Origin of the sequence: Porphyrobacter sp. ULC335, assembly GCF_025917005.1 — a bacterium.
In the GTDB taxonomy this organism is placed as follows: Bacteria; Pseudomonadota; Alphaproteobacteria; order Sphingomonadales; family Sphingomonadaceae; genus Erythrobacter.
Genome location: NZ_CP078091.1, coordinates 1,942,274 through 1,966,399, shown reverse-complemented (window position 1 = coordinate 1,966,399; position 24,126 = coordinate 1,942,274). Strand labels below are relative to the sequence as shown.

The window sequence follows — 24,126 nt, the reverse complement described above, 5'->3', positions numbered from 1 at the left end:
TCCCCCTCAAATCTTGAAGGGCTGCCCTATCCCAACATGTTAGTCAGGCAAAGGCAAAAAAGCGCCCGATACGGTGGTTTTATGCGACTAACCCCAAATTAACTATCCGCGTTGGTCGCCTCCAAAATCCAATCGGGGACAGCCTCTTGCCGCAGATCGGCAAGATCAAGGCCTTGCGCACGTACAGCATCATAGCGGTCACGGGGGGCGTAGTCGGCCGGACGCTGCACGAACACCTTGCCCTTGGTCTCGGAAAGGATGCCAAGGCCGCGCACACCATCCGTGCCGCTGCCGGTCAGCAGACCGCCAAGTGCTGGAAGTCCGGTGCGCGCGAGCGAGCCGAACAACAGGTCGGCAGAGGGGCGACAGCCATTGACCGGATCGCGCTCGACCAGTCGCAGGCGCGGCGGCTCGCCCGGCTCGACGATAACGTGGCGAGTCGGGTCGTGCGCGAGCCAGACCTTGCCCGGCTCCAGCGTCACGCCGTCGACCGCATCGCCCAACTGGCAGGGGAGCGAATGACGCATCGCGCGCACTGCGTTCTCGACTGCTGCAGGTTCGGCATCGAACAGCACGATCGTGGGCGGGCAAGCCGCATCATAGGCAGCCAGCACCTGCCGTGCAGTCTCGATCCCCGCGGCCCCGCAAGCGAGCGCGACGATCCGCCCATCGCTGCGATAGCGCGCGCCGCCGCCCGAGCCTGCCCCTGCGCTCTCGCCGCCGGGCTGCAACTCTCCCGCGGCGGCCTTCAGAACGATATCGCCCAGCTGCCGCACGGTCGCATCAAACTCCTCGCGCGAAGTGTGGAGCGGCTTGGGAAAACAATGCACCGCCCCCAGCTCGATCGCGCGCCGCGCGGTGCCGGTTCCGGCCTGGGTGATACTGGAGAGCATGATGACCGGCATCGGCCGGGTCGTCATCACCTCTTCGAGGAACTCCATCCCGCTCATGCCCGGCATCTCGACATCAAGCGTCAGCACGTCGGGTTTCAGCTTGTCGAGCTGGTCGCGTGCTTCATCGGCGTTCTTGGCCGTGCCGCACACATCCACGCCCTTGGCATTGTCGAGGATGTCGCAGAACAATGCACGCATTGCTGCGGAATCGTCGACTACCAGTACTCTCACATTGGCCATGTTCGCTCAGCCTCTCGCTTTCGATCCTGAACCGGCCGCTGCTGGCCGGGCACACCTTTCGGCGCGCTTTGAACGGCTGCGTTAGCGTGCGAGCCGCGAACAAATTCGCGCGCTTCGCTTAGGGGCTTGCGCATAGGCGCATGGCAAAAACACCTTACCAGAACCGCATGTAAGCCGGACCCTGTAATTCGCCCGTGTCGGCGCAGGTCCGCGGGCCCAACAGGGCAAAGCATGATGACGATCGAGAGATATTCGCGGGTCGGCGCAATGACGCTCGGCGGGTTCGTGGCGGCAATCCTGCTGGCCGCGGGCATCGGAATGAACCAGATACGGAATGGCGGCGCGCTCGATAACGAGGAGGAAATGCTCTCCGATTTCCGCGCCGATATTCTGCCCCCGCCGATGTTTCTCGTCGAAGCCTTCAGCAACGCCAGCATCATGGCGATCCACCGGGATGCCTATGCCATCAACGAGGAGCGTCTGAGGAAGCTGGAAGAGGAGTACTGGGCAGCCGAACGCCGCTGGGCGCAGAGACCGCTTTCAGACAAGCTCAAGGCGGATCTGGACAAGTATGCGCAGGAGACCAGCAAGGCCTTCTGGGACGAGATCAACACCTCACTGAAACCCGCCGCCAAGCGCTGGGACGAACCGGCCATGAAAGCCTCGCATCGCAGGCTTCTGCTGATCTATCGCGCGCACCGCAGCGCCAATGGCGATCTGGTGGCGCAAAGCGAAAGCCTGACGGCTGCGGCAAAGGAACAGAATGCAGTCATCCAGATGCTGGTGATTGCCGGTGGCTTTGTGGCCGTGCTGCTCGTGCTGGGTGTTCTGGCAGGCGCTTACCTTGCGTTCCGGCGCAAGGTGCTCTGGCCGATCTACATCACCGCCGAAACCATGCACGACATGGCCGCGGGCGACCATGATGCAGGGGTGACCACGATCCACCGCGAGGACGAGATCGGCACGATGAGCCGCGCGATCGAGACATTCCGCGCCGCGCTCAAATCGGACAAGGCGCGTTCTGAGGAACAGGGTGAAGTTGTCGAAACTCTCTCCGGCGCGCTGGACCGCCTTGCCGAGGGTGATCTGACTCACCGGATCAGCGGCATGCCGCCGGGCGAGCATCAGCGGTTGCAGGATGCGTTCAACACCTCGGTCGGCAAGCTTGAGGCGATGATCGGTGCGGTGCGCTCCACCGCCAGCGGCGTGCGCACCAGTTCCGACGAGATCCGCGCCGCATCCGAAGACCTCGCCCTGCGCAACGAACAGCAGGCCGCCAGCCTTGAAGAGACCGCCGCATCGGTCGGAACCACCGTCAGCCTCACCCGCCAGTCCGCCGACAACGCCATCGCCGCCAAGACCGCCATCGCCAAGACCCACACCCGCGCCACCGAAGGCGGGGCCGTGGTCGGCAAGGCGGTCGCCGCAATGGGCGCGATCGAGCACTCCGCGCGCGAGATCACCCAGATCATCGACGTGATCGACGGCATCGCGTTCCAGACCAACCTGCTCGCGCTTAACGCAGGTGTCGAAGCAGCGCGTGCCGGCGAGGCGGGCAAGGGCTTTGCCGTGGTCGCCAACGAGGTCCGCGCCCTCGCCCAGCGCTCTGCCGAGGCCGCGCGCGACATCAAGGCGCTGATCGACAAGTCCACCGCCCATGTCGGCGACGGGGTGAGCCTTGTCGGCGAGACCGGCACGCTGCTCGCCGAGATCGTCGCGCAGGTCGGATCGGTCACCGAGCAGGTCGGCGCGATCGCCGAGACCACCGCCGCGCAGGCCAGCAACCTCGAGCAGGTGAACGTCGCAGTCGGCACCATCGACCGCATGACCCAGCAGAACGCTGCCATGGTCGAACAATCCACCGCTGCGACCCGCAGCCTGTCCTCCGAGGCGCAGCGTCTCAGCGAGCTGGTCGCCCAGTTCCGGGTGAGCGGCGCAGAACAGGCAGCACCTGCAAGCTACGTCGCACCCGCACCCGCCCGCGCTCCGGCTCCAGCCGCGCGCATAGCCCCCGCCCCCCGCAAGCCCGCACAGCCCGCACAGCCCGCACCGCCGCCAGTCACCGGCAACCTCGCCCGCAAACCCGCACCAGCCCTCACAACCGACTTAGACGAGGACGACTGGAGCGAATTCTGATCAGCCCCTTGCCCGTAGCTAGGTAATTTGCCGGGGACCGTGCCAGCCAATTGCAAAGAACAAATCTCTAAAAACCCGAACGCAATCCCCGGAAGTAGGGCAAACTCCATGTTGAAGCAGATCGCAGTTTCCGAACTTCAGTTGGGCATGTTCGTCCACAAGTTCGAGGGCGGTTGGTTCGACCATCCGTTCTGGAAAGCAAAGTTCCTGATCGAGGACACGGAAAAGCTCGCCGCGATCAAGGAGAGCCGCTTGCGCGCGGTCGTGATCGACACGGCGAAGGGCAAGGACATGTCCTCGCCCGCCCATACGAAGGCACCCGCGGCACCGCAACCGGACTCACCCGCAACGTCGCGGATCAAGAGCATCAGGCAGCGCAGTGCAGTGCAGCAGTCAGCCACGCAGCCGGTCTCGATGACGCAGGAACTCGAAAGCGCCGCCGCGATTGCCGATCAGGCAAGGGAGAAGCTCAACAAGGCCTTTATCGCCGCACGGCTGGGCAAGGCGCTTGATGTGCGCAAGGTGGAGCCGGTTGTCAGCGATATTCTCGCCTCGGTCCGGCGCAACCCGCAGGCCTTCAGCGGGCTCATGCGGTGCAAGCTCAAGAACGAGCAGATTTTCCGCCATGCCCTGTCGGTCAGCGCGTTGATGGTGGCGCTGGCGGACCGCATGAAACTGCCCGCGCAGGACATCCACAATTGCGGGCTCGCGGGACTGCTGCTGGACATCGGCGTGATCTATCTGCCGGTCGCTGGCGATCCGCCCGGCGGCAATTATCGCAATCTTGATGAGCGCGTCTGGCAAAGCCATGTCCTTCTGGGCCACCGTGCGCTTGAGAACGACGGCGGCCTGCCGCAGCTGGTGCTTGACGGCTGCCTCCTCCACCACGAGCGGATGGACGGCCGGGGCTATCCCAAGCGCCTTGCAGGAACCGACATCCCGGTCGTCGCCCGCATGGCCGCCATTTGCGACACCTTCGAATTCCTGATGGCCGGCACCGACAAGATCCCCAAGCTTGATCCGGCCGCCGCCGTGGAGGCAATGCGCGCACAGAAAGGCGCCTTCGACGAAGACATCCTGCGCCAGTTCATCGAAACCGTCGGATTCTACCCGGTCGGCGCCTTTGTGGTGCTGAGCAGCCGCAAGCTGGCGATGGTGATCGACGAGGATCGCAAAGATCCGATGCGGCCGGTGGTGCAGGCCTTTTACTCGCTGGAATCGGGCGAGCGCATCCTGCCGCACCGCATCGCTCTTGCCCAAGGCAATGACGACGAGCGGATCGTCAGCATTGCCGATTTGTCCGGGCTCGACCTCCCCGAAGATTCCCAACTGCGCGAACTGGTGTTCCTCAGCGCCTACCGCAGCCAAGCGCGGGCCTGATCGCAAACGCGCGCTCAGGTGAGCCCGCGCCACTCGATCCATTCGCCATAGGGGTGGCAGATCGCCGCGAGCCGCGCCTCGCCCTGCTGCGCGCCGCCATCCCACTGCGCAATCCGCAGCTCCACCGCTTTGCGGTCAGGGCGCCATTCGATGCTGACCCGTGCGAGGGGACGATCGGGGTCGTCACGTCGGCCCGCGTCGGCAAAGGCAGCATCAATCGCAGCCCGCTCGGCCGCGTCGGCATATTGCAAAACCATCGAGTGGAACACGACCCGTCGCACGCCCGCCGCTTGCGGAACGGCAAGCTGGCGCGCGAGCCATTCGCTCGCAAGGCCCGTTGCCACTTTCGGGGGATGGCGCAAGGCGATCCCGATGGCCGCGTCGAGCCGGGCCGCGCGGGCGGCCTCGCCGGGCCAGACATAGGCCTTGAGGTTATGGCGATGCGCATCATCTGAAACATCGAGCGGATGGAGATCGACGCCGCGCGCCTGCGTGATGACCAGCGGCCCGCCAGGCACATCTTTCCCGCGCCAGCCCGGGGTCAAGGTCACCGCGCTCGACGGGGCGCAGACATTACAGCCGCCGAGACGTACAGCATAATGCGGAAAATTGAGATTGAGACCGGCACTCGCGCCCAGCTCCAGCACCTCGCAGGGCAGCGAACGGTTTCTCCCCAGTTCGAGCAGCGCAGCCACCAGTCCGGCAACCCGGGCGACTTCGTTGGTCTGGGTCGGATGCGCGAGCCAGCCGAGGAGATCGGAAGCATGGCTGTCCAGCATGTACGCCAGCGCATCATCAAGCTGCGCGGGCGCAGGTAAGTCACCCGCGCCATAAAGCCGTCCAAGCGCGCCTCCTTGTCCGGACAGGGCAAGCGCGTGCAAGCCTGCATTCAGCCGGAAAATCACGCCGTCCGAAGCAAGGTCGCCCGGCCAGTGCTCGATCACAGCGTAAACCGCGCCTGTGTGAGGCAACACGCGTGCCAGTGCCTGCATCAACGCAGCCGCGCGGGGTTTGCCGAAGTCTTCGGCTTTGCGCGCTTCGATCATCAGCTGATGCACTGCGCGGTGTTGCGTACGCGCGGGCTCATGCGGGGAAACAGCAAGATCATCGGGATGAAAAAGAAGGGTCAAACACGCCGCCTTAGGTCACTCAAAAGAGGGTGCAGGTTAGCGGGTGAGCGACAACGTTATCACACGGAGAACTAAGGGAAATCGCGCAGAACAGGCGGCAACCTTCTGCCACGTAGCATTACCGATCCGGCCAAAACGGCATGGTTAAAGCGTCCGGCCCTATTGCCACGCTCATCACTTTTCCCATGAAACCGGAGTTTTAGACGCATGCGCGCTCGCACCGTTTTTACTGTCGCCCTGCTTGCTTCCACCGCCGCCGTGCCCGCCTATGCAGGGGACGATGCCGCTGCCAAATCCGATCAGGGGGGTGAGGCCCAAGCGCCCGCGCCTGCTCCGGCTGCAAAGACCTTCACGACCGGCGTCGCCAAGGGCCGCGACCTGCTGGATTCCGCGATTTCAGCAAGTGTGCTTGACGATGAGGACCTTGCCCAGCTGTCGGTCAGCTCGATTGCCGGGATCATGCAGAACATCCCCGGTGTCCGCTCGGAAACCTCCGACATCGACGGCTTCTCGGCAATCACCATCCGCGGGTTGCCGCTGGCGGCAGAGGGATCGAAATTCCTGCAGCTTCAGGAAGATGGCCTGCCGGTGCTCGAGTTCGGCGACATCCAGTTTGCCGGGATCGACCAGTTCCTGCGCGCTGACCTTACCCTTTCGCAGGTGCAGGCGATCCGCGGCGGTTCGGCCTCGACGTTCGCTTCCAACTCGCCCGGCGGGCTCATCAACTTCATCTCCCGCACCGGCGAGACCGAGGGCGGCATGATGCAGGTATCGACCGGCGTCGGCTTCGACCTGAAGCGCATCGACTTTGCCTATGGCAGCCCGCTTGGCGATGGCTGGCGCTTCCATGTTGGCGGCTTTTACCGCACCGGCGAGGGGCCCCGCGACATCGGCTACAACGGCTTCAAGGGCGGCCAAATCAAGGCCAATATCACCAAGGAATTCGAAGGCGGCTACATCCGGTTCTACGGCAAGTATCTGGACGATCAGCAGCCCAATTACGGTAACCAGCCGATCACTGTCAGCGGCACCAATGCCAATCCTGAATTCGGCTTCCTCCCCGGCTACGACATTCGCGAGCAGGGCTACGCTTCGCCGTTGACCTCCAGCTATGCCGAGGTTGACCGCAACAATAACCGCACCGTGCTCGACACCCGCGACGGGCTGGCCGCGCAGGTCAAGTCGATCGGGCTGGAAGCCCAGTTTGATGTGGCCGGATGGACGGTGACCAACCGCTTCCGCTTCTCCGACATCAGCGGCGCATATAACGACAACACACCGTTCCTGACCGCCCCTGCGCCGTTCTTCTCGGCCTTTGGCGGGCCGGGTGCACGGCTCAGCTACGCCGCGGGACCGCTCAACGGTCAGGCCATCACCGATGCAAGGCTGCTTGCGCTGTCGGCGCGGATTTATGCCGATCTCGAAAGCCTCGACAACGTCACCAATGACCTGCGCGCCAGCCGTGTCTGGGATGTGGGCGAAGGCAAGCTGACCACCACGGCGGGCGTTTACAACTCGCGGCAGGACGTGCGGATGTTCTGGAACTTCACCAGCACTTTGCAGGACCTTGCCGGCGGCGGGCGCAACGCGCCGGTCAACATCACCACTGCGACCGGCGTTCCGGTGACGGATAGCGGCACGCTTGCCTATGGCTTCGCGGTGGGCCTGCCCTTCGGCATCTACCACAACCGCTACGACGTCGATTACGACATTCTCGCGCCCTATGGCTCGGTCAATTACCAGATCGGCAAGCTTGCGATCGGTGCCTCGATCCGCTGGGACAGAGGCAATGTGAACGGGCAGGTGTTCTCGGCCAATTTCGGCGATGGTCGCGTTGGCACGGTGCCTTTCGACGTCAATGGAGACGGGCAGGTCTCGGTCGCGGAAAGCCGCGTCGCCGTGCTGCCGCTGACCCGCCCCGCACCTGTTGATTACGATTACGACTATCTCTCCTACTCGGCCGGGCTGAACTACCGCTTTGCCGACAGCCTTTCGGCCTTTGCCCGCTACAGCCGCGGCGGGCGCGCGAGCGCGGAGAATGCGATCGGTACCGAGACACTCAACCCGCTTACCGGAATGCCGCGCGATCCCGGTGTTACGGTTTCGATCGTCAAGCAGGCCGAAGTCGGCGTGAAGTTCCGCAAGGATGGCCTGTCCGCCTTCCTCACCGGTTTCTGGGCCTCGACCGACGAGCGCAATTTCCAGATTACAGCCAATGCCAGCGGTCAGGCCTTTGTCGCCCCGGTCAACCGCACCTACAGCGCCAAGGGCGTGGAATTCGAAGGCGAATGGCGCAAGGGCCCGTTCGCAATAGTGGTCGGCGCGACTTACACCGATGCGAGCATCGACAAGGATGCGATCGACCCCGCTTTCGACGGGCTAACCCCCCGCCATATCCCCGATTTTGCCTTCTTTGCACGCCCTGAAGTGGCTTTGGACAAGGTGACTGTCGGCGCTGTTATCAATGGCACGACGGAAAGCTTTGCCCAGGACGTCAATCAGCTTGTGCAGCCCGGCTATGTTCTGGTCAGCCCCTTCGTGCAGTACCGCCCGACCGATGGCCTGACCGTCGCGCTCAACGCGTTTAACGTCTTTGACGAACTGGCCTTCGTGGCCATCCAGGCGCCGGCCATTCCCGCCTCCGGGATCACCAATGCCCAGGTGATGAACGGCCGCACCGTCACGGCTTCGCTGCGCTACGCATTCTGATCGCTTCGCCACCGCAATTCTCGACGAGAGGAATCCTGATCCGTGCTTGACCGCATGAATATTCCGCGCCGCCTCGGCTTTGCCTTCGTGGTTCTCAACGTGGTGGCTGCGGCCGTGATGATTGCCTGCGGGGTCAGCCTGGCGATGATCTCCTCGGTCACGGCGCGTAACACGCAGAGCCAGGAAATCCTCGCCGATGTGCTAGCGCTGGAAACCGCATTGCTGCGCCAGAACAGCCAGCTTCGCGGCTTTCTGGTGACGGCAGATCAAAGCTATCTCAAATCCTATTACGAAGGCCGCGACGATTACGACAAAGCCTCGCGCGAACTTGAGGAAATCCTGACTGTTCCGGCATTGCAGGAACTGGTGCGGGTGTCGCGTGCGGAAACGCTCAAGTGGCGGCGTGACTGGGGCGACAAATATGTCGCCGTGGTCAAATCGGGGCAGCGCGATGCGGCGCAGGCGGCGATCCGCATGGCGGGCAAGCGGGTGCTGGTCAGCGATGCCGTCAACCCCTTGCGCGAAATCCGCGATGCCCAGCACGCCGCCATCGCAGCGGAAAGTGAACGGCAGGCCAGTGTCATCATGCTGGCGTGGATTGCCCTTGGCCTTGGTTCTGCCATCCTCATCGGACTGGCGCTCGTGCTGGCGCGCGGGCTGACCCGGTCCATCGCGCAGCCCATCGTCGCGCTCACGAAGGCTGTGACGGATCTGTCGCAGGGCGCGAACGACATCGCCATTCCCGGCACCGAGCGCGCCGACGAACTGGGCGCAATGGCGCAGGCGATGCTGGTGTTCCGCGACGCCGCCATCGAGCGCCAGCGCGCGGTTGCCGAGCGTGAGGACGCAGTGGCGCGGATCGGCCAGCACCTTTCGGCGGTCGCCCATTCCGACCTGACCGTGCGTCTGACCGATATGCCGCCCGCGTTCCAGTCACTCGCCAGCGACTTCAACGGCGCGATGGAGCGATTGTGTCAGGCGATGGGCGCGGTCAATGAAAGCATCGGCTCGATCAACCTGACCTCGGGCGAGATCGAACACGCGATGACCGATCTGGCCAGCCGCAGCGAGGATCAGGCCGCACGCCTGCAACTTTCATCGAGCACGATGGCGAGCCTCACCGCGAATATCGAAGCGAACGCGGGTCTCGCGGTGGGTGTCAGCGGATCGATGCAGGATGCGCGAGATGAGGCGACAAACGGCGGCGAAGTGGTGGGCCGCGCCATCCAGGCGATGGGCCAGATAGAAACTGCGTCCGTCGAGATTTCTGAAATTACCGCGATGATCGACACCATCGCCTTCCAGACCAACTTGCTCGCGCTGAACGCAGGGGTCGAAGCGGCGCGCGCTGGCGAGGCTGGTAAAGGCTTCTCGGTGGTCGCCTCCGAAGTGCGTGCCCTGTCGATGCGCGCGACCGAAGCCGCGAGCGAGATCAAGAAGCGCGTCGATGCTGTGAACGGACATGTCCAGACCGGCGTCTCGCTGGTCAATGAAACCGGCTCGGCGCTGCAAACCATCATCGCCCGGGTCGGTGAGGTAACCGAGGCGGTTACCACGATCGCCGAAGCGGTCAGCGAACAGAGCGTCGCGCTGCGCAAGGTCAACGAAACCATCGGCGCGATGGACAAGATGACCCAGCAGAACGCCGCGATGGTCGAAGAAACCAACGCCGCAACCAAGAACCTTAACCACGAGGCGAGGCAGTTGGCAGCGACCTTTGCGGGGTTCCGGATCGGAGATGGATCGATTGGCGAAGACGATCATCTTCGCGCGGTCATCATGCCCGGAGATCGGCACGGACGCAGCATCCTTGCCGCATGAGCCGCTAGGGGATTGCTCCTAATTCCCGCGACAAGACCTCTTTAACCCGACGACATAAAGCGACTTCTGAAAAATCCCGAAGGGCAGACTCATGATTAGCTGGTTCAAGAAGCATGCACCGATCCGTCGCAAGTTCACACTGCTGATCGCGGCGACCGGGGCGCTGGGAATGGTGAACCTGCTGACCGCTGTGCTGGTCATGCAAGGTGCAACCGGTCATCTGGGCGCTGTCCTCCTGACGCTTGCCACATCGCTCGGTGCGTTTGTGATGATGGTCGTTGCCAAGGAGCTGATTTGTGCCCCCTATGTGGACACGGTCGTGCGCATGGAAGCGCTGGCTGCAGGCGATTTGATCACGCCATTTCCCCATGCCGACCATACGGACTGCGTCGGTAGAATGAGCGTGGCGATGAGCGTTTTCCGCGAGACTGCCGAGCAGAGCCAGACAGCAACTGGACAGGCCGAACAACTCGTCGAGACTCTCTCCGGTGCGTTGGACCGCCTTGCCGAGGGTGATCTGACTCACCGGATCATCGGCATGCCGCCGGGCGAGCATCAGCGGTTGCAGGATGCCTTCAACGCCTCAGTCGGCAAGCTTGAGGCGATGATCGGTGCGGTGCGCTCCACCGCCAGCGGCGTGCGCACCAGTTCCGACGAAATCCGCGCCGCGTCCGAAGACCTCGCCCTGCGCAACGAACAACAGGCCGCCAGCCTCGAAGAGACCGCCGCGTCGGTCGGCACCACCGTCAGCCTCACCCGCCAGTCCGCCGACAACGCCATCGCCGCCAAGACCGCCATCGCCAAGACCCACACCCGCGCCACCGAGGGCGGGGCCGTGGTCGGCAAGGCCGTCGCCGCAATGGGCGCGATCGAGCACTCCGCGCGCGAGATCACCCAGATCATCGACGTAATCGACGGCATCGCCTTCCAGACCAACCTGCTCGCGCTCAACGCCGGCGTCGAAGCCGCGCGCGCCGGCGAGGCGGGCAAGGGCTTTGCCGTGGTCGCCAACGAGGTCCGCGCCCTCGCCCAGCGCTCTGCCGAGGCCGCGCGCGACATCAAGGCCCTGATCGACAAGTCCACCGCCCATGTCGGCGACGGAGTGAGCCTGGTCGGCGAGACCGGCACGCTGCTCGCCGAGATCGTCGCGCAGGTCGGATCGGTCACCGAGCAGGTCGGCGCGATCGCCGAGACCACCACCGCGCAGGCCAGCAACCTCGAGCAGGTGAACGTTGCGGTCGGCACCATCGACCGCATGACCCAGCAAAACGCAGCGATGGTCGAACAATCGACCGCCGCCACCCGCAGCCTGTCCTCCGAAGCCCAGCGCCTCAGCGAGCTGGTCGCCCAGTTCCGGGTGAGCGGCGCAGGACAGGCAGCACCTGCAAGCTTCGTCGCCCCCATCCCCGCCCGCACACCGGCTCCGGCTCCAGCCGCGCGCATGGCCCCCGCACCCCGCAAGCCCGCACAGCCCGCACAGCCCGCACCGCCGCCAGTCACCGGCAACCTCGCCCGCAAACCCGCACCAGCCCTCACAACCGCCTTCGACGAGGACGACTGGAGCGAGTTCTGATACCGCCAACGCCGCCCGCCTGCTTTCTGCCTGCAAAAGGTCCGCCCCGATGATCACCCTTCCCCCCGTCTGCGACCGGGGCGCCGCCGCGGCGCTTTATCCTGAATTCGCGGAATCGCTCGGGCCGGCGCCGCTTGTCGTTGATGCTGCCCGCGTCGAGCGGATCGGTCAGGCGATGCTGCAATTGCTGGTATCGGCCGCGCGCAGCGAAGGCGGGATCGCGATCCGCGAGCCTAGCGCTGCCTTTACCGCGGCGCTGCATCTCACCCGGCTTGAACATGTGGTGCTGGAAGGAGTGGCGGCATGACCGAAGACGACATCCAGCAGATCTTCTTCGTCGAATGCGAAGAAGCGCTCGAAGCCACCGAGGCGGGCCTTGCCGCCTGCCGCGAAGGCACCCATGACAGCGAGACGATCAATGCGATCTTTCGCGGGGTGCACTCGATCAAGGGCGGCGCAGGGGCTTTCGGCCACTTGCCGCTGCAAGCCTTCACCCACGGCTTCGAAACCCTGCTTGCCGACGTCCGCGAGGGCAAGGTGCCGGTGGAACCCGTGCTGGTCGATCTGCTGCTGCAGGCGCTGGATTGCCTGCGCGATCATGTCGAAGCGGCGCGCGGCGGGACCGCTCCGCCTGAGGATGCCGACCTGCTCGAACGGCTTGAGGCCGCACAGGCAGGCGGTGCCGGCTTGGCCAGCCCTGCCCCGGCCCCCACGCCTACGCCGGCGCCTGCGCCCGTTCCCACGCCTGCGCCTGCTTTCGATGATCTCGACGCGCTGCTTGATGAGCTCGCCGCGCCTGCCCCTGCGCCTGCCGTGCCCGAGACCTGGCTCGTCCATATCCGCCCCCACGCCGGGGCGATGACCAAGGGCAGCGAGCCACTGCTGTGGCTGCGCGAACTTACCGATCTCGGCGGTACTTGCGAGGCTTGCGATTTCTCTGCAGTCCCGACTTTTGAACGCCTGGCTGTCGGGGAAGGCTATCTCGGCTGGACGTTCAGGATGCCCGGCAATGTCACCCGCGAGGCGGTGGCGGAAATCTTCGACTTCGTGGGCGACGAGGTCGCGCTTTCCTATGGTGCTGACAGCGCGATGCCGCCGCCGCGTGTTGCCGTGCAGGTCGCCTCGGCTGCGGCCGTGGCACATCACATCGGAGGTGAGCCGCCGCAAGCCCCTGCCAAGTCCGATCCCGGCACCAGCGGACCCGCTGCCCCGCCCAACCCCGCAGCAGCGCCGCCCGCCGCGAACCAGTCCGTCCGGATCGACCTCAAGAAGCTCGACATGCTGATCGACGGCGTGGGCGAGCTGGTGATCGCGCAGGCCATGCTCGCCCAGCGCCTCACCAACGAGAACCTCGCCCATATCGAGGAACTGGCGCTGATCGAGACGCTGGTGCGCGACATCCAGGAACACGCCATGGCGTTCCGCGCGCAGCCGATCAGCTCGGTGTTCGGGCGCGTGCCGCGCCTGCTGCGAGAGCTCGGCAGCAGCACCGGCAAGCACGTGAAGCTGGAGGTCGCGGGCGAGACCACCGAGCTCGACAAGACCGTGATCGAGCGGCTGAGCGAACCGATGACGCACCTCATCCGCAATGCGGTCGACCACGGGATCGAACCGCCGGAAGAACGCCGCGCGGCGGGCAAGGACCCGGAAGGCACGCTTACTCTTTCCGCCGAACAAAAGGCCGGGCGCATCATCATTCGCATCAGCGACGACGGGCGCGGGATCGACCGTGACCGCGTGCTGGCCAAGGCGATCGCCAATGACCTCGTTGCGCCAGAGGCGCTGCTGTCGGACGATGAAATCAACCAGCTGATCTTCGCCCCCGGCTTCTCCACCGCCGCGCAGGTCTCGAACATCTCGGGCCGCGGCGTGGGCATGGATGTGGTCAAGCAAAACGTGAAGGAGCTGGGCGGGCGCATCACCATCGAAAGCACGCCCGGAAAGGGCACCACTTTCTCTCTCGCCCTGCCGCTGACTCTGGCGATTTCGGACGGCATGATTGTGCAGGTCGGCGACCAATCGCTGGTGATCCCGCTCACCCACGTGATCGAAAGCCTCCGCCCCACCCCTGCCGACGTCAAGGGAATGGGGACCTCCGCGCAAATGCTGAACGCGCGGGGAAGCTTTGTGCCGATCGTGCCGCTCGGATTGCTGACCGGCGCAAACAAGGCGGTCAGCAATCCGTGCGAAGGTGTGCTGGTGCTGGTCGAGACCGAAGGTCACGGCCGCGCCGCCTTGTTGGTCGACACGATCACCGATCAACGCCAATTCGTGATCAAGGCGCTCGACGCGCATTACCGCCAGATCGATTCTGTGGCGGGGGCGACGATCCTCGGCAACGGCAAGGTCGCGCTGATCGTCGATGTCGACTTCATCGCCAGCAAGGCTGCCCGGTCCATCGGTAGTCCCGCGCTGGCCGCAGCTGCCTGACCATGCACGTCTCATCTGCCACCGCGGCCGCCGATAGCATGGTTCCCGGCGTCAGCCCCGCCATCTACAGCGAGGCCGACTTCCGCCGCATCGCCGATCTGATCCATGCCGAAACAGGGATCGTGCTGACCGAGCGCAAGAAAATGCTCGCCTATTCGCGGCTGGCCCCGCTGGTGCGGCGCAGCGGGCTGACGAGCTTTGGTGCGTTTCTCGACGCATTGCAGGGCGACGCGCGGACGATGACAGAGGTGGTTGCCGCGCTGACCACCAACCACACCTATTTCCACCGCGAGCCGCACCATTTCGATCACTTCGAAACCGTTTTGCGCCCCGATCTGGTGCGCCGCGCACAGGCGAATGAGGAAGTGCGGATCTGGTCGGCGGGGTGTTCGACAGGCGAGGAAATCTGGACGCTGTTGATGGTGCTGCTCGGACCCGATCGCTCGGCAGGTCTCAAGATCGCGCGCAGCAAACTACTGGCGCTCGCCAGCGACATTTCGGTCAACGCGCTGGCGGGTGCACGAGTAGCGAGTTACCCGGCGAGTGCGCTGGAAGCCCTGCCGGACAATCTGCGCCGCATCTGGTGCATGGCGGAACAGGGCAAGAGCGAGCCACGTCTTGCCATCGATCCCGCCGTGCAGGCGATGGTGCGCTTCCGCGAGCTTAACCTGATGGGTGACTGGCCGATGCAGCGCCCGTTCGATGTGATCTTCTGCCGCAATGTGATGATCTATTTCGACGTGCCCACCAAGGAGCGGCTGGTCGAGCGTTTCGCCCGCCAGTTGGTGCCCGGCGGCTATCTTTACATCGGCCACTCCGAACGTGTCAGCGGCCCGGCCACGGCGCTGCTCGATCCGGTCGGGCCAACAATTTACCGGCGGAAAGGCGTGGCATGAGCATCCGGGTTCTGATTGTCGATGATAGCCCGCTGATGCGTGCGCTGCTCCAGCACCGGCTTGAGCGCGAAAGCGACATCACCGTTGCCGGTACTGCCGCCGATGCCGCAGAAGCGCGCCAGCTGATGAAGTCGCTCGATCCCGATGTGGTCACGCTTGATATCGAGATGCCGGGAATGGACGGCCTGTCTTTCCTCGAAAAGATCATGGCCTTGCGCCCCACCCCGGTGATCCTCGTTTCCGGCGCGACCGAGGCGGGGGCGAGCGCGACCGCGCGGGGCCTGCAACTCGGCGCGGTCGGCTGCATCGCCAAATCGCAGCTGCGGGTGCGTCCCGGCGAGAGCGACGACGGCGCATTGGTGGACATGGTGCGAGAGGCGGCGAAGGTGCGCCTCGCCCCCCATCCCATCCGCCCCGCACCGCGCGCCGCTGCGCCTGCAGCCGCCCCAGCTTCGGCCTTGCTACCCGAGATCATCGTCATCGGTGCATCGACCGGCGGGGTGGAGGCACTCCACACCGTACTTGCCGATTTTCCCGAGGATTGCCCGCCGACGCTGATCGTACAGCACATCAACGGCTGCTTTGCCGGAGCGATCGCGCAGTCCTTCAACCGCGCGGTGCGCCCGCGGGTGATGCTGGCGGAAAGCGACATGCCCCTGGAACGGGGCACGGTGCTGCTTGCACCGGGCAATGACCGCCATCTGCAAGTCGCCAACGCCGGAGCGCTGGGGCTTCGCTGTGTCCTGCGCGAGGGCGATCCGGTGTCCGGCCACCGCCCCAGCGTCGACCGGCTGTTCGCCTCTCTCGCCACCACCATCGGTGCAGCGCAAGGCGCGCGCGCACTGGGTATCCTGCTGACCGGCATGGGCCAGGACGGTGCGCAGGGCATGGCCCAGCTCGCGAGCATCGGCGCGCGCACCATCGCACAGGATCAGGCGAGCTGCGTCGTCTTCGGCATGCCGCGCGCCGCCATCGAGCTGGGCGCCGCGCGCGAAGTGCTCCCGCTCGAACGGATCGCTCCGGCGATCTTCACCCTCGCAAAGGTCAGTCTGTCATGACCGCCATGAGCCCGCCTCCCCCCGGCTTCGGCACTCTGCCCGAGGCGATCCGCGTCACCATCGTGCAGGGCGAGGCCAAAGCCAGCACCGATCCCCGCGTCGAGATGAGCACCATCCTGGGCAGCTGCGTTGCCACCTGCCTGTTCGATCCGCTCGCGCGGGTCGGGGGCATGAACCACTTCCTGCTCGCCGAGCCGCCCGCCCATGTCCACAATCAGGCTTTCGACAGCGATTACGGGCTCTATCTCATGGAGCTGCTGATCAACGAGATGCTGGGCATGGGCGCGCACAAGAGCCGGATGCGCGCGCGGCTTTACGGCGGCGCCAATCTCAACCCCGATCTCAGCCCGATCGGTACGGCCAATGCCGCTTTCGCCCGCCAATTCCTCGAACGCGAGAACATTCCCAAGGTGTTCGAGGATCTCGAAGGCACACTGGCGCGCCGGATCCAGTTCCGTCCTGCCAGCGGGCAGGTGCGTGCGCGGCTCGTGCCGGCAGAGACCGCTCCTACGCAGAAACCACTGGGGCGGCCGCAATCGGCACTTGGGACGGTCGAGCTATTCTAGGACCAAATGGAGCACATCATGGAATTCAGCAACCCGGCCACCATCCGTGTTCTCACGGTCGACGACAGCGCATCCATGCGCGCGCTGCTGCTTGGCGCCCTGACGTCCCGCGGCTTCGCAGTCGAGCAATGCGAGGACGGTCAGGAAGCGCTTGAGTGGCTCGCGTCGAACGAGGTCGATGTGATCATCACCGATATCAACATGCCGCGCCTGGACGGGTTCGGGCTCATCGAGAAATTGCGCACCAGCGCGCTGCATGCAGAACGCCCGATCCTGGTGCTGACGACCGAAAGCTCCGACGAGAAAAAGCAGCGCGCCCGCAATGCAGGCGCGACAGGCTGGATCGTCAAGCCGTTCGATGCTGACAAGCTCACCGCCGCGCTGCGCCGCGTGATCCACTGATCCCGCCCAAGGAACCGCACCCATGCGCCACGAACTCATCACCTTCGGCATCGCCAGCCAGCGCTTCGGCATCGACATCATGACTGTGCGCGAAATCCGCGCATGGTCGCCCGTCACCCGTCTGCCGCGCGTGCCCGACTATGTCGCGGGCGTCGTCAACCTGCGCGGCGCGGTGCTGCCGGTGATCGACCTTGCCGCACGGCTCGGCTGGACGCCGACCGATGCCACCCCCCGCAACCCGATCATCGTGATCGAACACGAAGGCCAGATGCGCGGGCTGATTGTCCATGATGTTGCCGACATTGTCTCGATCGAGGCGGGCACGCTCCAGCAGCCCGACGCAATGGGGCATGAAACGATCACCCACTTCCTCGAAGGTATTGCCCCGCTGGGCGACGACATGGTCATGGTGCTCGATCTGGCACGGCTGATGGCGGACGAACCGATCGAGCTGGCGGCCTGACGGATGAACGGCCCGCTTGTCGATACACCGCCGCTGGCGGGCGCACCGCATTCCCCGGCGCTGCTCAGCGGAATTGCAGACCGGCTGTCTGATCTGGCAGAGGGGGCCGAGACTTTCGGCATCGCGCTGTGCAGCGATGCCGACGTCGCCGGCCGCTATCTGGTGCAATTGCAGCAAATCGACCGTCTGGCGCAAAGCCTGCGCGAGATGGCGAGCGTTCTTGCCGCGCCAGACCCTGTCACGGCAGTCGCCGGCATACGGCTTGGCGAACTGCGCCTCGCGCTGGAAGCATCAAGCAAGGTTTGATCTTCGGGGCTACTTGCCCTGCATGATCGGCGGGGCCGACGGGATTGGACCGCCAGTCAGGATCGAGTTTGCCTCGTTGGCAAGAATGCCGACCACCTGCGTCCATACCGCCACGTTCTGACGCAGCTGGACAAGATCGATCTTGTCCAGCGTGTCATCCGGCGTGTGGTGCAGATCGAAATAACGCATCCCGTCCTGCTGGAGATCGATCAGCGCGCCTTTCTGGTCGCGCACGATGTTGAGATCGGCCCCGCCCCCGGCGACTTCGGTGCCGCTCGATACGCCAAGGCGTGCAACGGCGGCTGCAATGCGCTTGTGCAGGGCCGGATTGCTTTCGCGGAAGTTGGAATCGAAACGCCACACCCGGTCCGCGCCGAAATCGCTCTCGATGCCGACCGCAATGGCCTCGTCGATATGCGCGTCGCTATAGGCCTGGCTGCCCCACAATCCGGTCTCTTCGGCGCCAGCCATCAGCACGCGAATGGTGCGCAAAGGCTGACCGGCCTTGGCCGCATTCAAGGCGGCAGCGGCCACGATCGCGCAGCCAGCCCCGTCGTCGAAGGCACCGGGCGAGTTCCACCAGCTGTCGATGTGGCAAGCCAGCAGCACCGGCGGAAGTGACGGATTGCGCCCGACGATCTCGCCCACCACATTGCCGCTTTCGGTCTTGCCGAGCTGGCGCGGGTTCATTTCGAGCTTCAGCGTGACCGGACGCCCCGCCGCGCGCGCGAACATCCGTTCAAGGTTCTCGGCATCAGGCAGGCTCAGCGCGCCCGCAGGGATCGGATCGATGCCAGCCGGGAAACTGGTGCCGCCCGTGTGGGGGTTGCGGTGGTGATCGGTGCCCACCGATTTGATGACGACACCCACCGCGCCCTTGCTCGCCGCAAGGCCGGGGCCGACCCAGCGCACCGGTCCGGCAAAGCCATAATGCGATCCGTCCTGCGCCGGGCGCATCTGGTGGCTGATATAGGCGAACTTGCCCGTCAGGCTCCCCGCGGGGGCGGCGCGCAGATCGTCGACCGTGCGGAAGAACACCACCTCGCCCTCGATCCCGCCCGCAGGCGTCGCACCGGAATTGCCGAGCGGGAGCACCTCCAGATCCTGTGCGAAGGGCGCGGTGACGCGGGCGCGGGCGATGTCGCCGGGCACCCAGGTGTCCATCATGAACGGTTCGACGGCAACGTTCTGGAAGCCGCGTTGCTTCAGCCACTGCGCCGCCCAGGCGCGGCCGCGCGCCTCGGCCTCGGTCCCGGCCTGTCGCGGGCCGACCTCTGTGGTGATTCCTTCGACGAAATCCCATGCGTGCATATCGGTGCTCAGCGCACGATCAGCCGCCTGCTCCAGCGTAGGCGGCGGCGCGGGCGTGGTAGCGAGCGCGGGGACGGCGAGAACGAGTGCGACAAGCGCGGTCATGGTGCGGTTCATGGCGCAAGGTGCTATCGGTCGGGCGGTCCCAAGTCTAGCCGCTTGCCCTTGGCCATCCCCTTCCCTATCTGCGCAGCCAAACCTCCCCACCTGAATTTTCGATCCCGAAGGACTGAACCGATGGCCGCGCAATATGCCTATGTCATGAAGGACATGACCAAGACCTTCCCCGGTGCCCAGAAGCCGGTGCTGAGCAACATCTCGCTGCAATTCTACCAAGGCGCCAAGATCGGCATCGTCGGTCCCAACGGCGCGGGCAAATCGACGCTGATCAAGATCATGGCCGGGATCGACAAGGATTTCACCGGTGAGGCTTGGCCGGGCGAGAACATCACTGTCGGCTACCTTGAACAGGAGCCGGAACTCGACCCCAGCAAGACCGTGCTCGAAAACGTCAAGGACGGCGCGCGCGGGATTGCCGACATGGTCGACCGGTTCAACGAAATCTCTGCCTTGATGTGCGAGCCGGACGCCGATTTCGACGTCCTCGGCGCGGAAATGGGCGAGCTTCAGGACAAGATCGACGCGGTTGATGGCTGGACGCTCGACAACCAGCTCGAAGTGGCCATGGAAGCCCTGCGCTGCCCGCCGGGTGACTGGGCCGTGGACAGCCTGTCGGGCGGCGAAAAGCGCCGTGTGGCGCTGACCCGCCTGCTGATCCAGAAGCCTTCGATCCTGCTGCTGGACGAACCGACCAACCACCTCGACGCGGAGAGCGTCCAATGGCTGGAAAACCACCTCAAGGAATATGCCGGCGCGGTGCTGATGATCACCCACGACCGTTACTTCCTTGATAACGTTGTGGAATGGATCCTCGAACTCGATCGCGGTTCCTACTATCCTTACGAAGGCAACTATTCGACCTACCTCGAAAAGAAGGCCAAGCGGATGGAGCAGGAAAGCCGCGAGGAAAGCGGCAAGCAGAAGGCGCTGCAACGCGAACTCGAGTGGATCCGCCAGACGCCCGCCGCCCGCCAGACCAAGTCCAAGGCGCGTATCCGCAAGTTCGAGGAGTTGCAGAACGCGCAGGATAGCCGTTCGCTCGGCAAGGCGCAGATCGTCATCCAGGTGCCTGAACGGCTCGGTGGCAAGGTGATCGAAGCCAAGAACATCACCAAGGCTTACGGCGACAAGCTGCTCTTTGAAAACCTCAGCTTCATCCTGCCCCCGGGCGGGATCGTCGGCGTGATCGGGCCGAACGGCGCGGGCAAATCGACTTTGTTCAAGATCCTGACCGGCAAGGAACAGCCCGACAGCGGCACGATCGAGATCGGCTCGACCGTGCACCTCGGCTTCGTCGACCAGAGCCGCGATCACCTGAATCCGGCCAACAACGTGTGGCAGGAAATCAGCGACGGCCTGGATTACATGACGGTCAACAAGCAGGAAACCTCGACCCGTGCATACGTGGGCGCGTTCAACTTCAAGGGCGCGGACCAGCAGAAGAACGTCGGCAAGCTTTCAGGCGGTGAACGCAACCGCGTGCACATGGCCAAGATGCTGAAGACGGGCGGCAACGTGCTGCTGCTGGACGAACCGACCAACGATCTCGACGTCGAAACGCTAGCCGCGCTGGAAGACGCGATCGAAAACTTCGCAGGCTGCGCCGTGGTCATCAGCCACGACCGCTTCTTCCTCGACCGTCTGGCCACCCACATCCTCGCCTTTGAAGGCAACAGCCATGTCGAATGGTTCGAAGGCAACTTCGAAGCTTACGAGGAAGACAAGCGCCGCCGGTTGGGTGACGCGGCGGATCGTCCGACCCGGCTTGCCTACAAGAAACTGACGCGCTGATCCGGCGGGCGGCGGGAAAGGCCTTCTTGGCCATGGACCGCCGCCGTCCGTTCGATCTTGCAATTTAACCACGCTTTAATCACCCGTAGGTCACTCTACTTAACGACGCGAAATGTCGATAAGGGGCAACGGGGCGTGATCACGGGGATTGAAGTGCCGCTGGAGCTGGCCACGTTGCTGTGCGCGGCCTGCATTGCGGCCGGTGCATGGGCCGGACACATCCGCGCCAATCGGCGGCTTGACCCGCGGCTCAATCCGCTGCGCGATCTGATGAAGGCCGAAAATCTGGCAGAGGCGGTCGATCTGGCTGCGCGGCGCAATGCGCGGCGTGCGGTTTCGCACGCTGTGCTGCATGGCCGGATCGACCAGCTCGCCGCCTTCCGCTCGGTCTGGAATGCCGACACCAACAACCAAGTGCGAGAGCATGTTGCAGCGGTGATGCGGGCTGGCCTGCGCCGGGGCGACAGCATGGCGCTGGCAGAGGGCGAAGGCTTCACCATCATCATTCCGGGCGCCGACGAGCGCTCAGCGGTGCACGTGGCTGACCGGCTGCGCCGTTCGCTCGCCAATCTGCGCCTTCCGCACCTTGGCAGTGATGCACGGCTTACTGCCAGCTTCGGGGTCGCCGCAGACCGTTTCGGCGATAGCGATTTCGGACTGAACACCCGGGCCCGGCGCGCGCTTGATGCGGCGCTGGCCAAGGGCATGGATCACATCGTTCCGGCAAGCGAGATCGAAGAAGTGATGCTGCTGCCCGCGCCCACGCCGTCACACGTGGCCTCGGCCGCCTGAGCACCCGCTCAGGGCGAGACCCAGCGCCCCTGCCAATCCGCGCGCTCAGCATCGCCGCGCGCAAACTGCGCCCGCACATGGCCGGTATGCGCGAGGTAGAGCCAGTCGAACGCGGTCAGCGTAATCCGCAGCAGGGCGAAATTCTCGCGCGCGGGGATCAATTGCGCGTCGTCGGGCTCCACGCCCTCGAACTCGGGTGGCAGGCCTGACGTCGGCGAATCCGAACCCGCACCCGGCCCCTCGCCCAGATAGCAGCGACGCGCAAAATTGGTGCTGGCCGCCCAAGCCCTATCGACTTGCTCCCCATCGCGCAGGATCTCGCCAACACCGCGCGCGCGGATCTGCACTTTTGCGCCCTTATCATAGAACAGCACCGCCACCCGCGGATCAGCGTCGATCACCTGTGCTTTGGGCGCGCGCGAATCTGTGTGGAACCGCAGCCGCCAAGCGGTGCTATCGAATTCGCGCAGCACCATCACCCGCGCATCGACATCACCGGTCACGATCACCGGCGTGTGCATCGGCGCCTTGCGATCACGCGGCGCGCGAATCAGCCGGTTGCGGCAATCGGTGAGCACATCTTCAAGCGTTTCGATCATCGGTCAGGCCTTTGGCGGCAAACCCTCACCCGTCAAGCAGGAGCAGAAATGTTCATGTCAGGCCCAATTTTTATGAACATCGACAAGCCGGTTCATCGCTGCGACAGTCTGTGACGCGTAGTCGGGATCATCTCAACAGGCCTGTGGTGGGCTGGCGATACCGGAGGCAGTTACAATGATGACCTTCTTTGCACGGGGTGGTTCGCTCGCAGCGCTTGCCGCAGCCCTGGCCTTCGCCGCACCCGCCGCGGCACAGCCCACGCCCGATTACCAGCCGGACGTTTCGGAACCGGCACCCATGCGGGTCGCCCCGCGCGCCGAAAACCGCAGCGCCCCTGCTCGCGCCGAATTCGTCCAGCCGCGTGCCGAACGCGTCGCTGCCCCCCGCCGGGAAAGGCCCGCCGCTCCCCGCGCTGAACGCGCTGTAGCAGCACCTGCTGCGGCTCCGTACGAGCGTGTTGACGGACAGCGCCGCGGCGCCCCTGTCGCGACTCAGGCAGAAGCCCGGCCGGCTCGCCCTGCACCGCGCGGCTTCGGCGGTGAAGTGCTCGCCCGCACGCAGGCCGCCCAGCGCGCCGAGCGCCGCGGCGACGTCCGCGCCGACCAGATTGACCGTCGCAGCGAGCAGCGCGCCGAACGCGTTGACCGCCGCGGTGAACAGCGCGCCGGGCAGATTGACCGTCGTAGCGAGCAGCAGGCCGACCGTGTCGAACGGCGCGGGGATGTCCGCGCTGACCGGCTCGACTGGCGCGGCCGCGATGCCGCAGCCGACCGGGTCGACCGCCGGACCGACCGTCAGGCCGACCGTATCGAGGATCGCGGTGACCGGCGTGCCGACCGTGTGGAGGACCGCGGCGACCGCCGCGCCGACCGCATCGAGGACCGTGGTGATCGCAGGGCCGATCGCGTCGATGGTCGCCGCGATGACTGGCGGGGCGAACGCCGCGATGGTCGCGGCGGTGGTTTCGGCGAGCGCGTTGGTGACGTCGCCCGCGATGCGCGCCGCATCGACGACCGCCGTGATGGCTGGCGCGACGGACGCCGGGACGAGTGGCGGGGCGACCGCCGCGACGGCTGGCGCGATGACCGCCGCGGCTGGCGGCGTGATGACTGGCGCCACGGCTGGAACGGCCGTCCGGGCTGGGACAACCGGGACTTCCGCCGCTGGAACCGTGGCTGGCACCGCGACCGGAACTACAACTGGTTCGATTATCGTCGCAGCAACCACTTCGCGTTCCGGCCCGGCCCCTACTATGCGCCGTTCCGCAGCCACCGTTACAGCCGCCTGGATATCGGGTTCTTCCTCGACAGCCTGTTCTTCCAGCCGCGCTTCTTTATCAACGACCCCTTCGCCTACCGCCTGCCCCCGGCCTATGGCCCGTACCAGTGGGTTAGGTATTATGACGATGTCGTGCTGGTCGATATCTACACCGGTGAGGTCGTAGATGTGATTCACGACTTCTTCTGGTAGGTCTCCACAAGAAGAGAAAGCCCCGTCGGAGCGATCCGG

20 protein-coding genes are annotated in these 24,126 nt (G+C 65.0%); 16 read left to right on the top strand and 4 right to left on the bottom strand.

The genetic code is table 11. From position 1 onward, the window contains the following. Positions 1–98: 98 nt before the first annotated feature. Positions 99–1,133: a chemotaxis protein CheB gene (locus tag KVF90_RS09370; protein ID WP_264391326.1), complete on the bottom strand. Its 1,035-nt coding sequence runs from the start codon at positions 1,131–1,133 to the stop codon at positions 99–101. Positions 1,134–1,364: 231 nt separating this feature from the next. Between KVF90_RS09370 and KVF90_RS09365 the strand changes: the two genes are divergently transcribed. Further along, on the top strand, positions 1,365–3,269 hold the full coding sequence (locus KVF90_RS09365; protein WP_264391325.1) for a methyl-accepting chemotaxis protein: 1,905 nt from the start codon (positions 1,365–1,367) through the stop codon (positions 3,267–3,269). A 108-nt stretch (positions 3,270–3,377) separates the two neighbouring features. Next, complete coding sequence (locus tag KVF90_RS09360; RefSeq protein WP_264391324.1) at positions 3,378–4,649, top strand: HD-GYP domain-containing protein; 1,272 nt, start codon at positions 3,378–3,380, stop codon at positions 4,647–4,649. Positions 4,650–4,663: 14 nt separating this feature from the next. Here the strand turns inward: KVF90_RS09360 and KVF90_RS09355 are convergent, their stop codons facing one another. After that, complete coding sequence (locus KVF90_RS09355) at positions 4,664–5,695, bottom strand: DUF2332 family protein (RefSeq protein ID WP_264391323.1); 1,032 nt, start codon at positions 5,693–5,695, stop codon at positions 4,664–4,666. Positions 5,696–5,986: 291 nt separating this feature from the next. Between KVF90_RS09355 and KVF90_RS09350 the strand changes: the two genes are divergently transcribed. The 11 genes from KVF90_RS09350 to KVF90_RS09300 all read left to right on the top strand — a co-directional run bounded on the left by KVF90_RS09350 (position 5,987) and on the right by KVF90_RS09300 (position 18,003). After that, entirely contained in the window at positions 5,987–8,488 is a 2,502-nt protein-coding gene (locus KVF90_RS09350; RefSeq protein WP_264391322.1) for a TonB-dependent receptor domain-containing protein, read from the top strand. A 42-nt stretch (positions 8,489–8,530) separates the two neighbouring features. Next, positions 8,531–10,309: a methyl-accepting chemotaxis protein gene (locus tag KVF90_RS09345; protein WP_264391321.1), complete on the top strand. Its 1,779-nt coding sequence runs from the start codon at positions 8,531–8,533 to the stop codon at positions 10,307–10,309. A gap of 91 nt (positions 10,310–10,400) precedes the next feature. Continuing rightward, positions 10,401–11,882: a methyl-accepting chemotaxis protein gene (locus KVF90_RS09340; RefSeq protein ID WP_264391320.1), complete on the top strand. Its 1,482-nt coding sequence runs from the start codon at positions 10,401–10,403 to the stop codon at positions 11,880–11,882. A 49-nt stretch (positions 11,883–11,931) separates the two neighbouring features. Further along, the gene (locus KVF90_RS09335) at positions 11,932–12,189 is read left to right on the top strand and encodes an STAS domain-containing protein (protein ID WP_264391319.1); all 258 of its coding nucleotides are present in this window, start codon (positions 11,932–11,934) and stop codon (positions 12,187–12,189) included. Next, positions 12,186–14,312, top strand: a complete 2,127-nt coding sequence (locus tag KVF90_RS09330) for a chemotaxis protein CheA (RefSeq protein ID WP_264391318.1) — start codon at positions 12,186–12,188, stop codon at positions 14,310–14,312. Before KVF90_RS09335 ends, KVF90_RS09330 begins: the two co-directional genes overlap by 4 nt. A gap of 2 nt (positions 14,313–14,314) precedes the next feature. After that, complete coding sequence (locus KVF90_RS09325) at positions 14,315–15,208, top strand: CheR family methyltransferase (protein WP_264391317.1); 894 nt, start codon at positions 14,315–14,317, stop codon at positions 15,206–15,208. Then, positions 15,205–16,266 carry a chemotaxis-specific protein-glutamate methyltransferase CheB gene (cheB, locus tag KVF90_RS09320; protein ID WP_264391316.1) on the top strand — a complete coding sequence of 354 codons (1,062 nt, stop codon included), beginning with the start codon at positions 15,205–15,207 and terminating at the stop codon, positions 16,264–16,266. The genes KVF90_RS09325 and cheB overlap by 4 nt, the downstream gene beginning before the upstream one ends. 5 nt (positions 16,267–16,271) lie before the next feature. Beyond that, positions 16,272–16,832 carry a chemotaxis protein CheD gene (locus KVF90_RS09315; protein ID WP_413677027.1) on the top strand — a complete coding sequence of 187 codons (561 nt, stop codon included), beginning with the start codon at positions 16,272–16,274 and terminating at the stop codon, positions 16,830–16,832. Positions 16,833–16,850: 18 nt separating this feature from the next. Further along, entirely contained in the window at positions 16,851–17,234 is a 384-nt protein-coding gene (locus tag KVF90_RS09310) for a response regulator (RefSeq protein WP_264391314.1), read from the top strand. 22 nt (positions 17,235–17,256) lie between these two features. Further along, positions 17,257–17,697, top strand: coding sequence for a chemotaxis protein CheW (locus KVF90_RS09305; RefSeq protein WP_264391313.1), 441 nt, complete (start codon positions 17,257–17,259; stop codon positions 17,695–17,697). Positions 17,698–17,700: 3 nt separating this feature from the next. Then, positions 17,701–18,003, top strand: a complete 303-nt coding sequence (locus tag KVF90_RS09300) for a hypothetical protein (RefSeq protein WP_264391312.1) — start codon at positions 17,701–17,703, stop codon at positions 18,001–18,003. Positions 18,004–18,012: 9 nt separating this feature from the next. Here the strand turns inward: KVF90_RS09300 and KVF90_RS09295 are convergent, their stop codons facing one another. Next, positions 18,013–19,431: a M20/M25/M40 family metallo-hydrolase gene (locus KVF90_RS09295; protein ID WP_264391311.1), complete on the bottom strand. Its 1,419-nt coding sequence runs from the start codon at positions 19,429–19,431 to the stop codon at positions 18,013–18,015. A gap of 120 nt (positions 19,432–19,551) precedes the next feature. On the opposite strand from KVF90_RS09295, the gene ettA reads away from it, so the two are divergent. Both ettA and KVF90_RS09285 read left to right on the top strand, forming a co-directional pair. After that, positions 19,552–21,225 carry an energy-dependent translational throttle protein EttA gene (ettA, locus tag KVF90_RS09290; RefSeq protein WP_264391310.1) on the top strand — a complete coding sequence of 558 codons (1,674 nt, stop codon included), beginning with the start codon at positions 19,552–19,554 and terminating at the stop codon, positions 21,223–21,225. Positions 21,226–21,360: 135 nt separating this feature from the next. Continuing rightward, positions 21,361–22,017: a GGDEF domain-containing protein gene (locus tag KVF90_RS09285; protein ID WP_264391309.1), complete on the top strand. Its 657-nt coding sequence runs from the start codon at positions 21,361–21,363 to the stop codon at positions 22,015–22,017. An 8-nt stretch (positions 22,018–22,025) separates the two neighbouring features. On the opposite strand, the gene KVF90_RS09280 is transcribed toward KVF90_RS09285, so the two are convergent. After that, positions 22,026–22,616, bottom strand: coding sequence for a pyridoxamine 5'-phosphate oxidase family protein (locus KVF90_RS09280; protein WP_264391308.1), 591 nt, complete (start codon positions 22,614–22,616; stop codon positions 22,026–22,028). A 175-nt stretch (positions 22,617–22,791) separates the two neighbouring features. Here KVF90_RS09280 and KVF90_RS09275 point away from each other — a divergent pair, with 175 nt between their 5' ends. Further along, complete coding sequence (locus tag KVF90_RS09275) at positions 22,792–24,087, top strand: RcnB family protein (protein ID WP_264391307.1); 1,296 nt, start codon at positions 22,792–22,794, stop codon at positions 24,085–24,087. The last annotated feature ends 39 nt before the right edge of the window (positions 24,088–24,126 follow it).

Excerpts from the sequence above, each read along its gene's own strand:
- KVF90_RS09340 (WP_264391320.1), top strand. The coding sequence starts at position 10,401 with ATGATTAGCTGGTTCAAGAAGCATGCACCGATCCGTCGCAAGTTCACA.
- KVF90_RS09315 (WP_413677027.1), top strand. The coding sequence starts at position 16,272 with ATGAGCCCGCCTCCCCCCGGCTTCGGCACTCTGCCCGAGGCGATCCGC.
- KVF90_RS09280 (WP_264391308.1), bottom strand. The coding sequence starts at position 22,616 with ATGATCGAAACGCTTGAAGATGTGCTCACCGATTGCCGCAACCGGCTG.
- KVF90_RS09310 (WP_264391314.1), top strand. The coding sequence starts at position 16,851 with ATGGAATTCAGCAACCCGGCCACCATCCGTGTTCTCACGGTCGACGAC.
- KVF90_RS09350 (WP_264391322.1), top strand. The coding sequence starts at position 5,987 with ATGCGCGCTCGCACCGTTTTTACTGTCGCCCTGCTTGCTTCCACCGCC.
- KVF90_RS09335 (WP_264391319.1), top strand. The coding sequence starts at position 11,932 with ATGATCACCCTTCCCCCCGTCTGCGACCGGGGCGCCGCCGCGGCGCTT.
- KVF90_RS09355 (WP_264391323.1), bottom strand. The coding sequence starts at position 5,695 with ATGATCGAAGCGCGCAAAGCCGAAGACTTCGGCAAACCCCGCGCGGCT.
- KVF90_RS09330 (WP_264391318.1), top strand. The coding sequence starts at position 12,186 with ATGACCGAAGACGACATCCAGCAGATCTTCTTCGTCGAATGCGAAGAA.
- KVF90_RS09275 (WP_264391307.1), top strand. The coding sequence starts at position 22,792 with ATGATGACCTTCTTTGCACGGGGTGGTTCGCTCGCAGCGCTTGCCGCA.
- KVF90_RS09325 (WP_264391317.1), top strand. The coding sequence starts at position 14,315 with ATGCACGTCTCATCTGCCACCGCGGCCGCCGATAGCATGGTTCCCGGC.
- KVF90_RS09370 (WP_264391326.1), bottom strand. The coding sequence starts at position 1,133 with ATGGCCAATGTGAGAGTACTGGTAGTCGACGATTCCGCAGCAATGCGT.
- KVF90_RS09365 (WP_264391325.1), top strand. The coding sequence starts at position 1,365 with ATGATGACGATCGAGAGATATTCGCGGGTCGGCGCAATGACGCTCGGC.
- cheB (WP_264391316.1), top strand. The coding sequence starts at position 15,205 with ATGAGCATCCGGGTTCTGATTGTCGATGATAGCCCGCTGATGCGTGCG.
- KVF90_RS09300 (WP_264391312.1), top strand. The coding sequence starts at position 17,701 with ATGAACGGCCCGCTTGTCGATACACCGCCGCTGGCGGGCGCACCGCAT.
- ettA (WP_264391310.1), top strand. The coding sequence starts at position 19,552 with ATGGCCGCGCAATATGCCTATGTCATGAAGGACATGACCAAGACCTTC.
- KVF90_RS09360 (WP_264391324.1), top strand. The coding sequence starts at position 3,378 with ATGTTGAAGCAGATCGCAGTTTCCGAACTTCAGTTGGGCATGTTCGTC.
- KVF90_RS09305 (WP_264391313.1), top strand. The coding sequence starts at position 17,257 with ATGCGCCACGAACTCATCACCTTCGGCATCGCCAGCCAGCGCTTCGGC.
- KVF90_RS09295 (WP_264391311.1), bottom strand. The coding sequence starts at position 19,431 with ATGAACCGCACCATGACCGCGCTTGTCGCACTCGTTCTCGCCGTCCCC.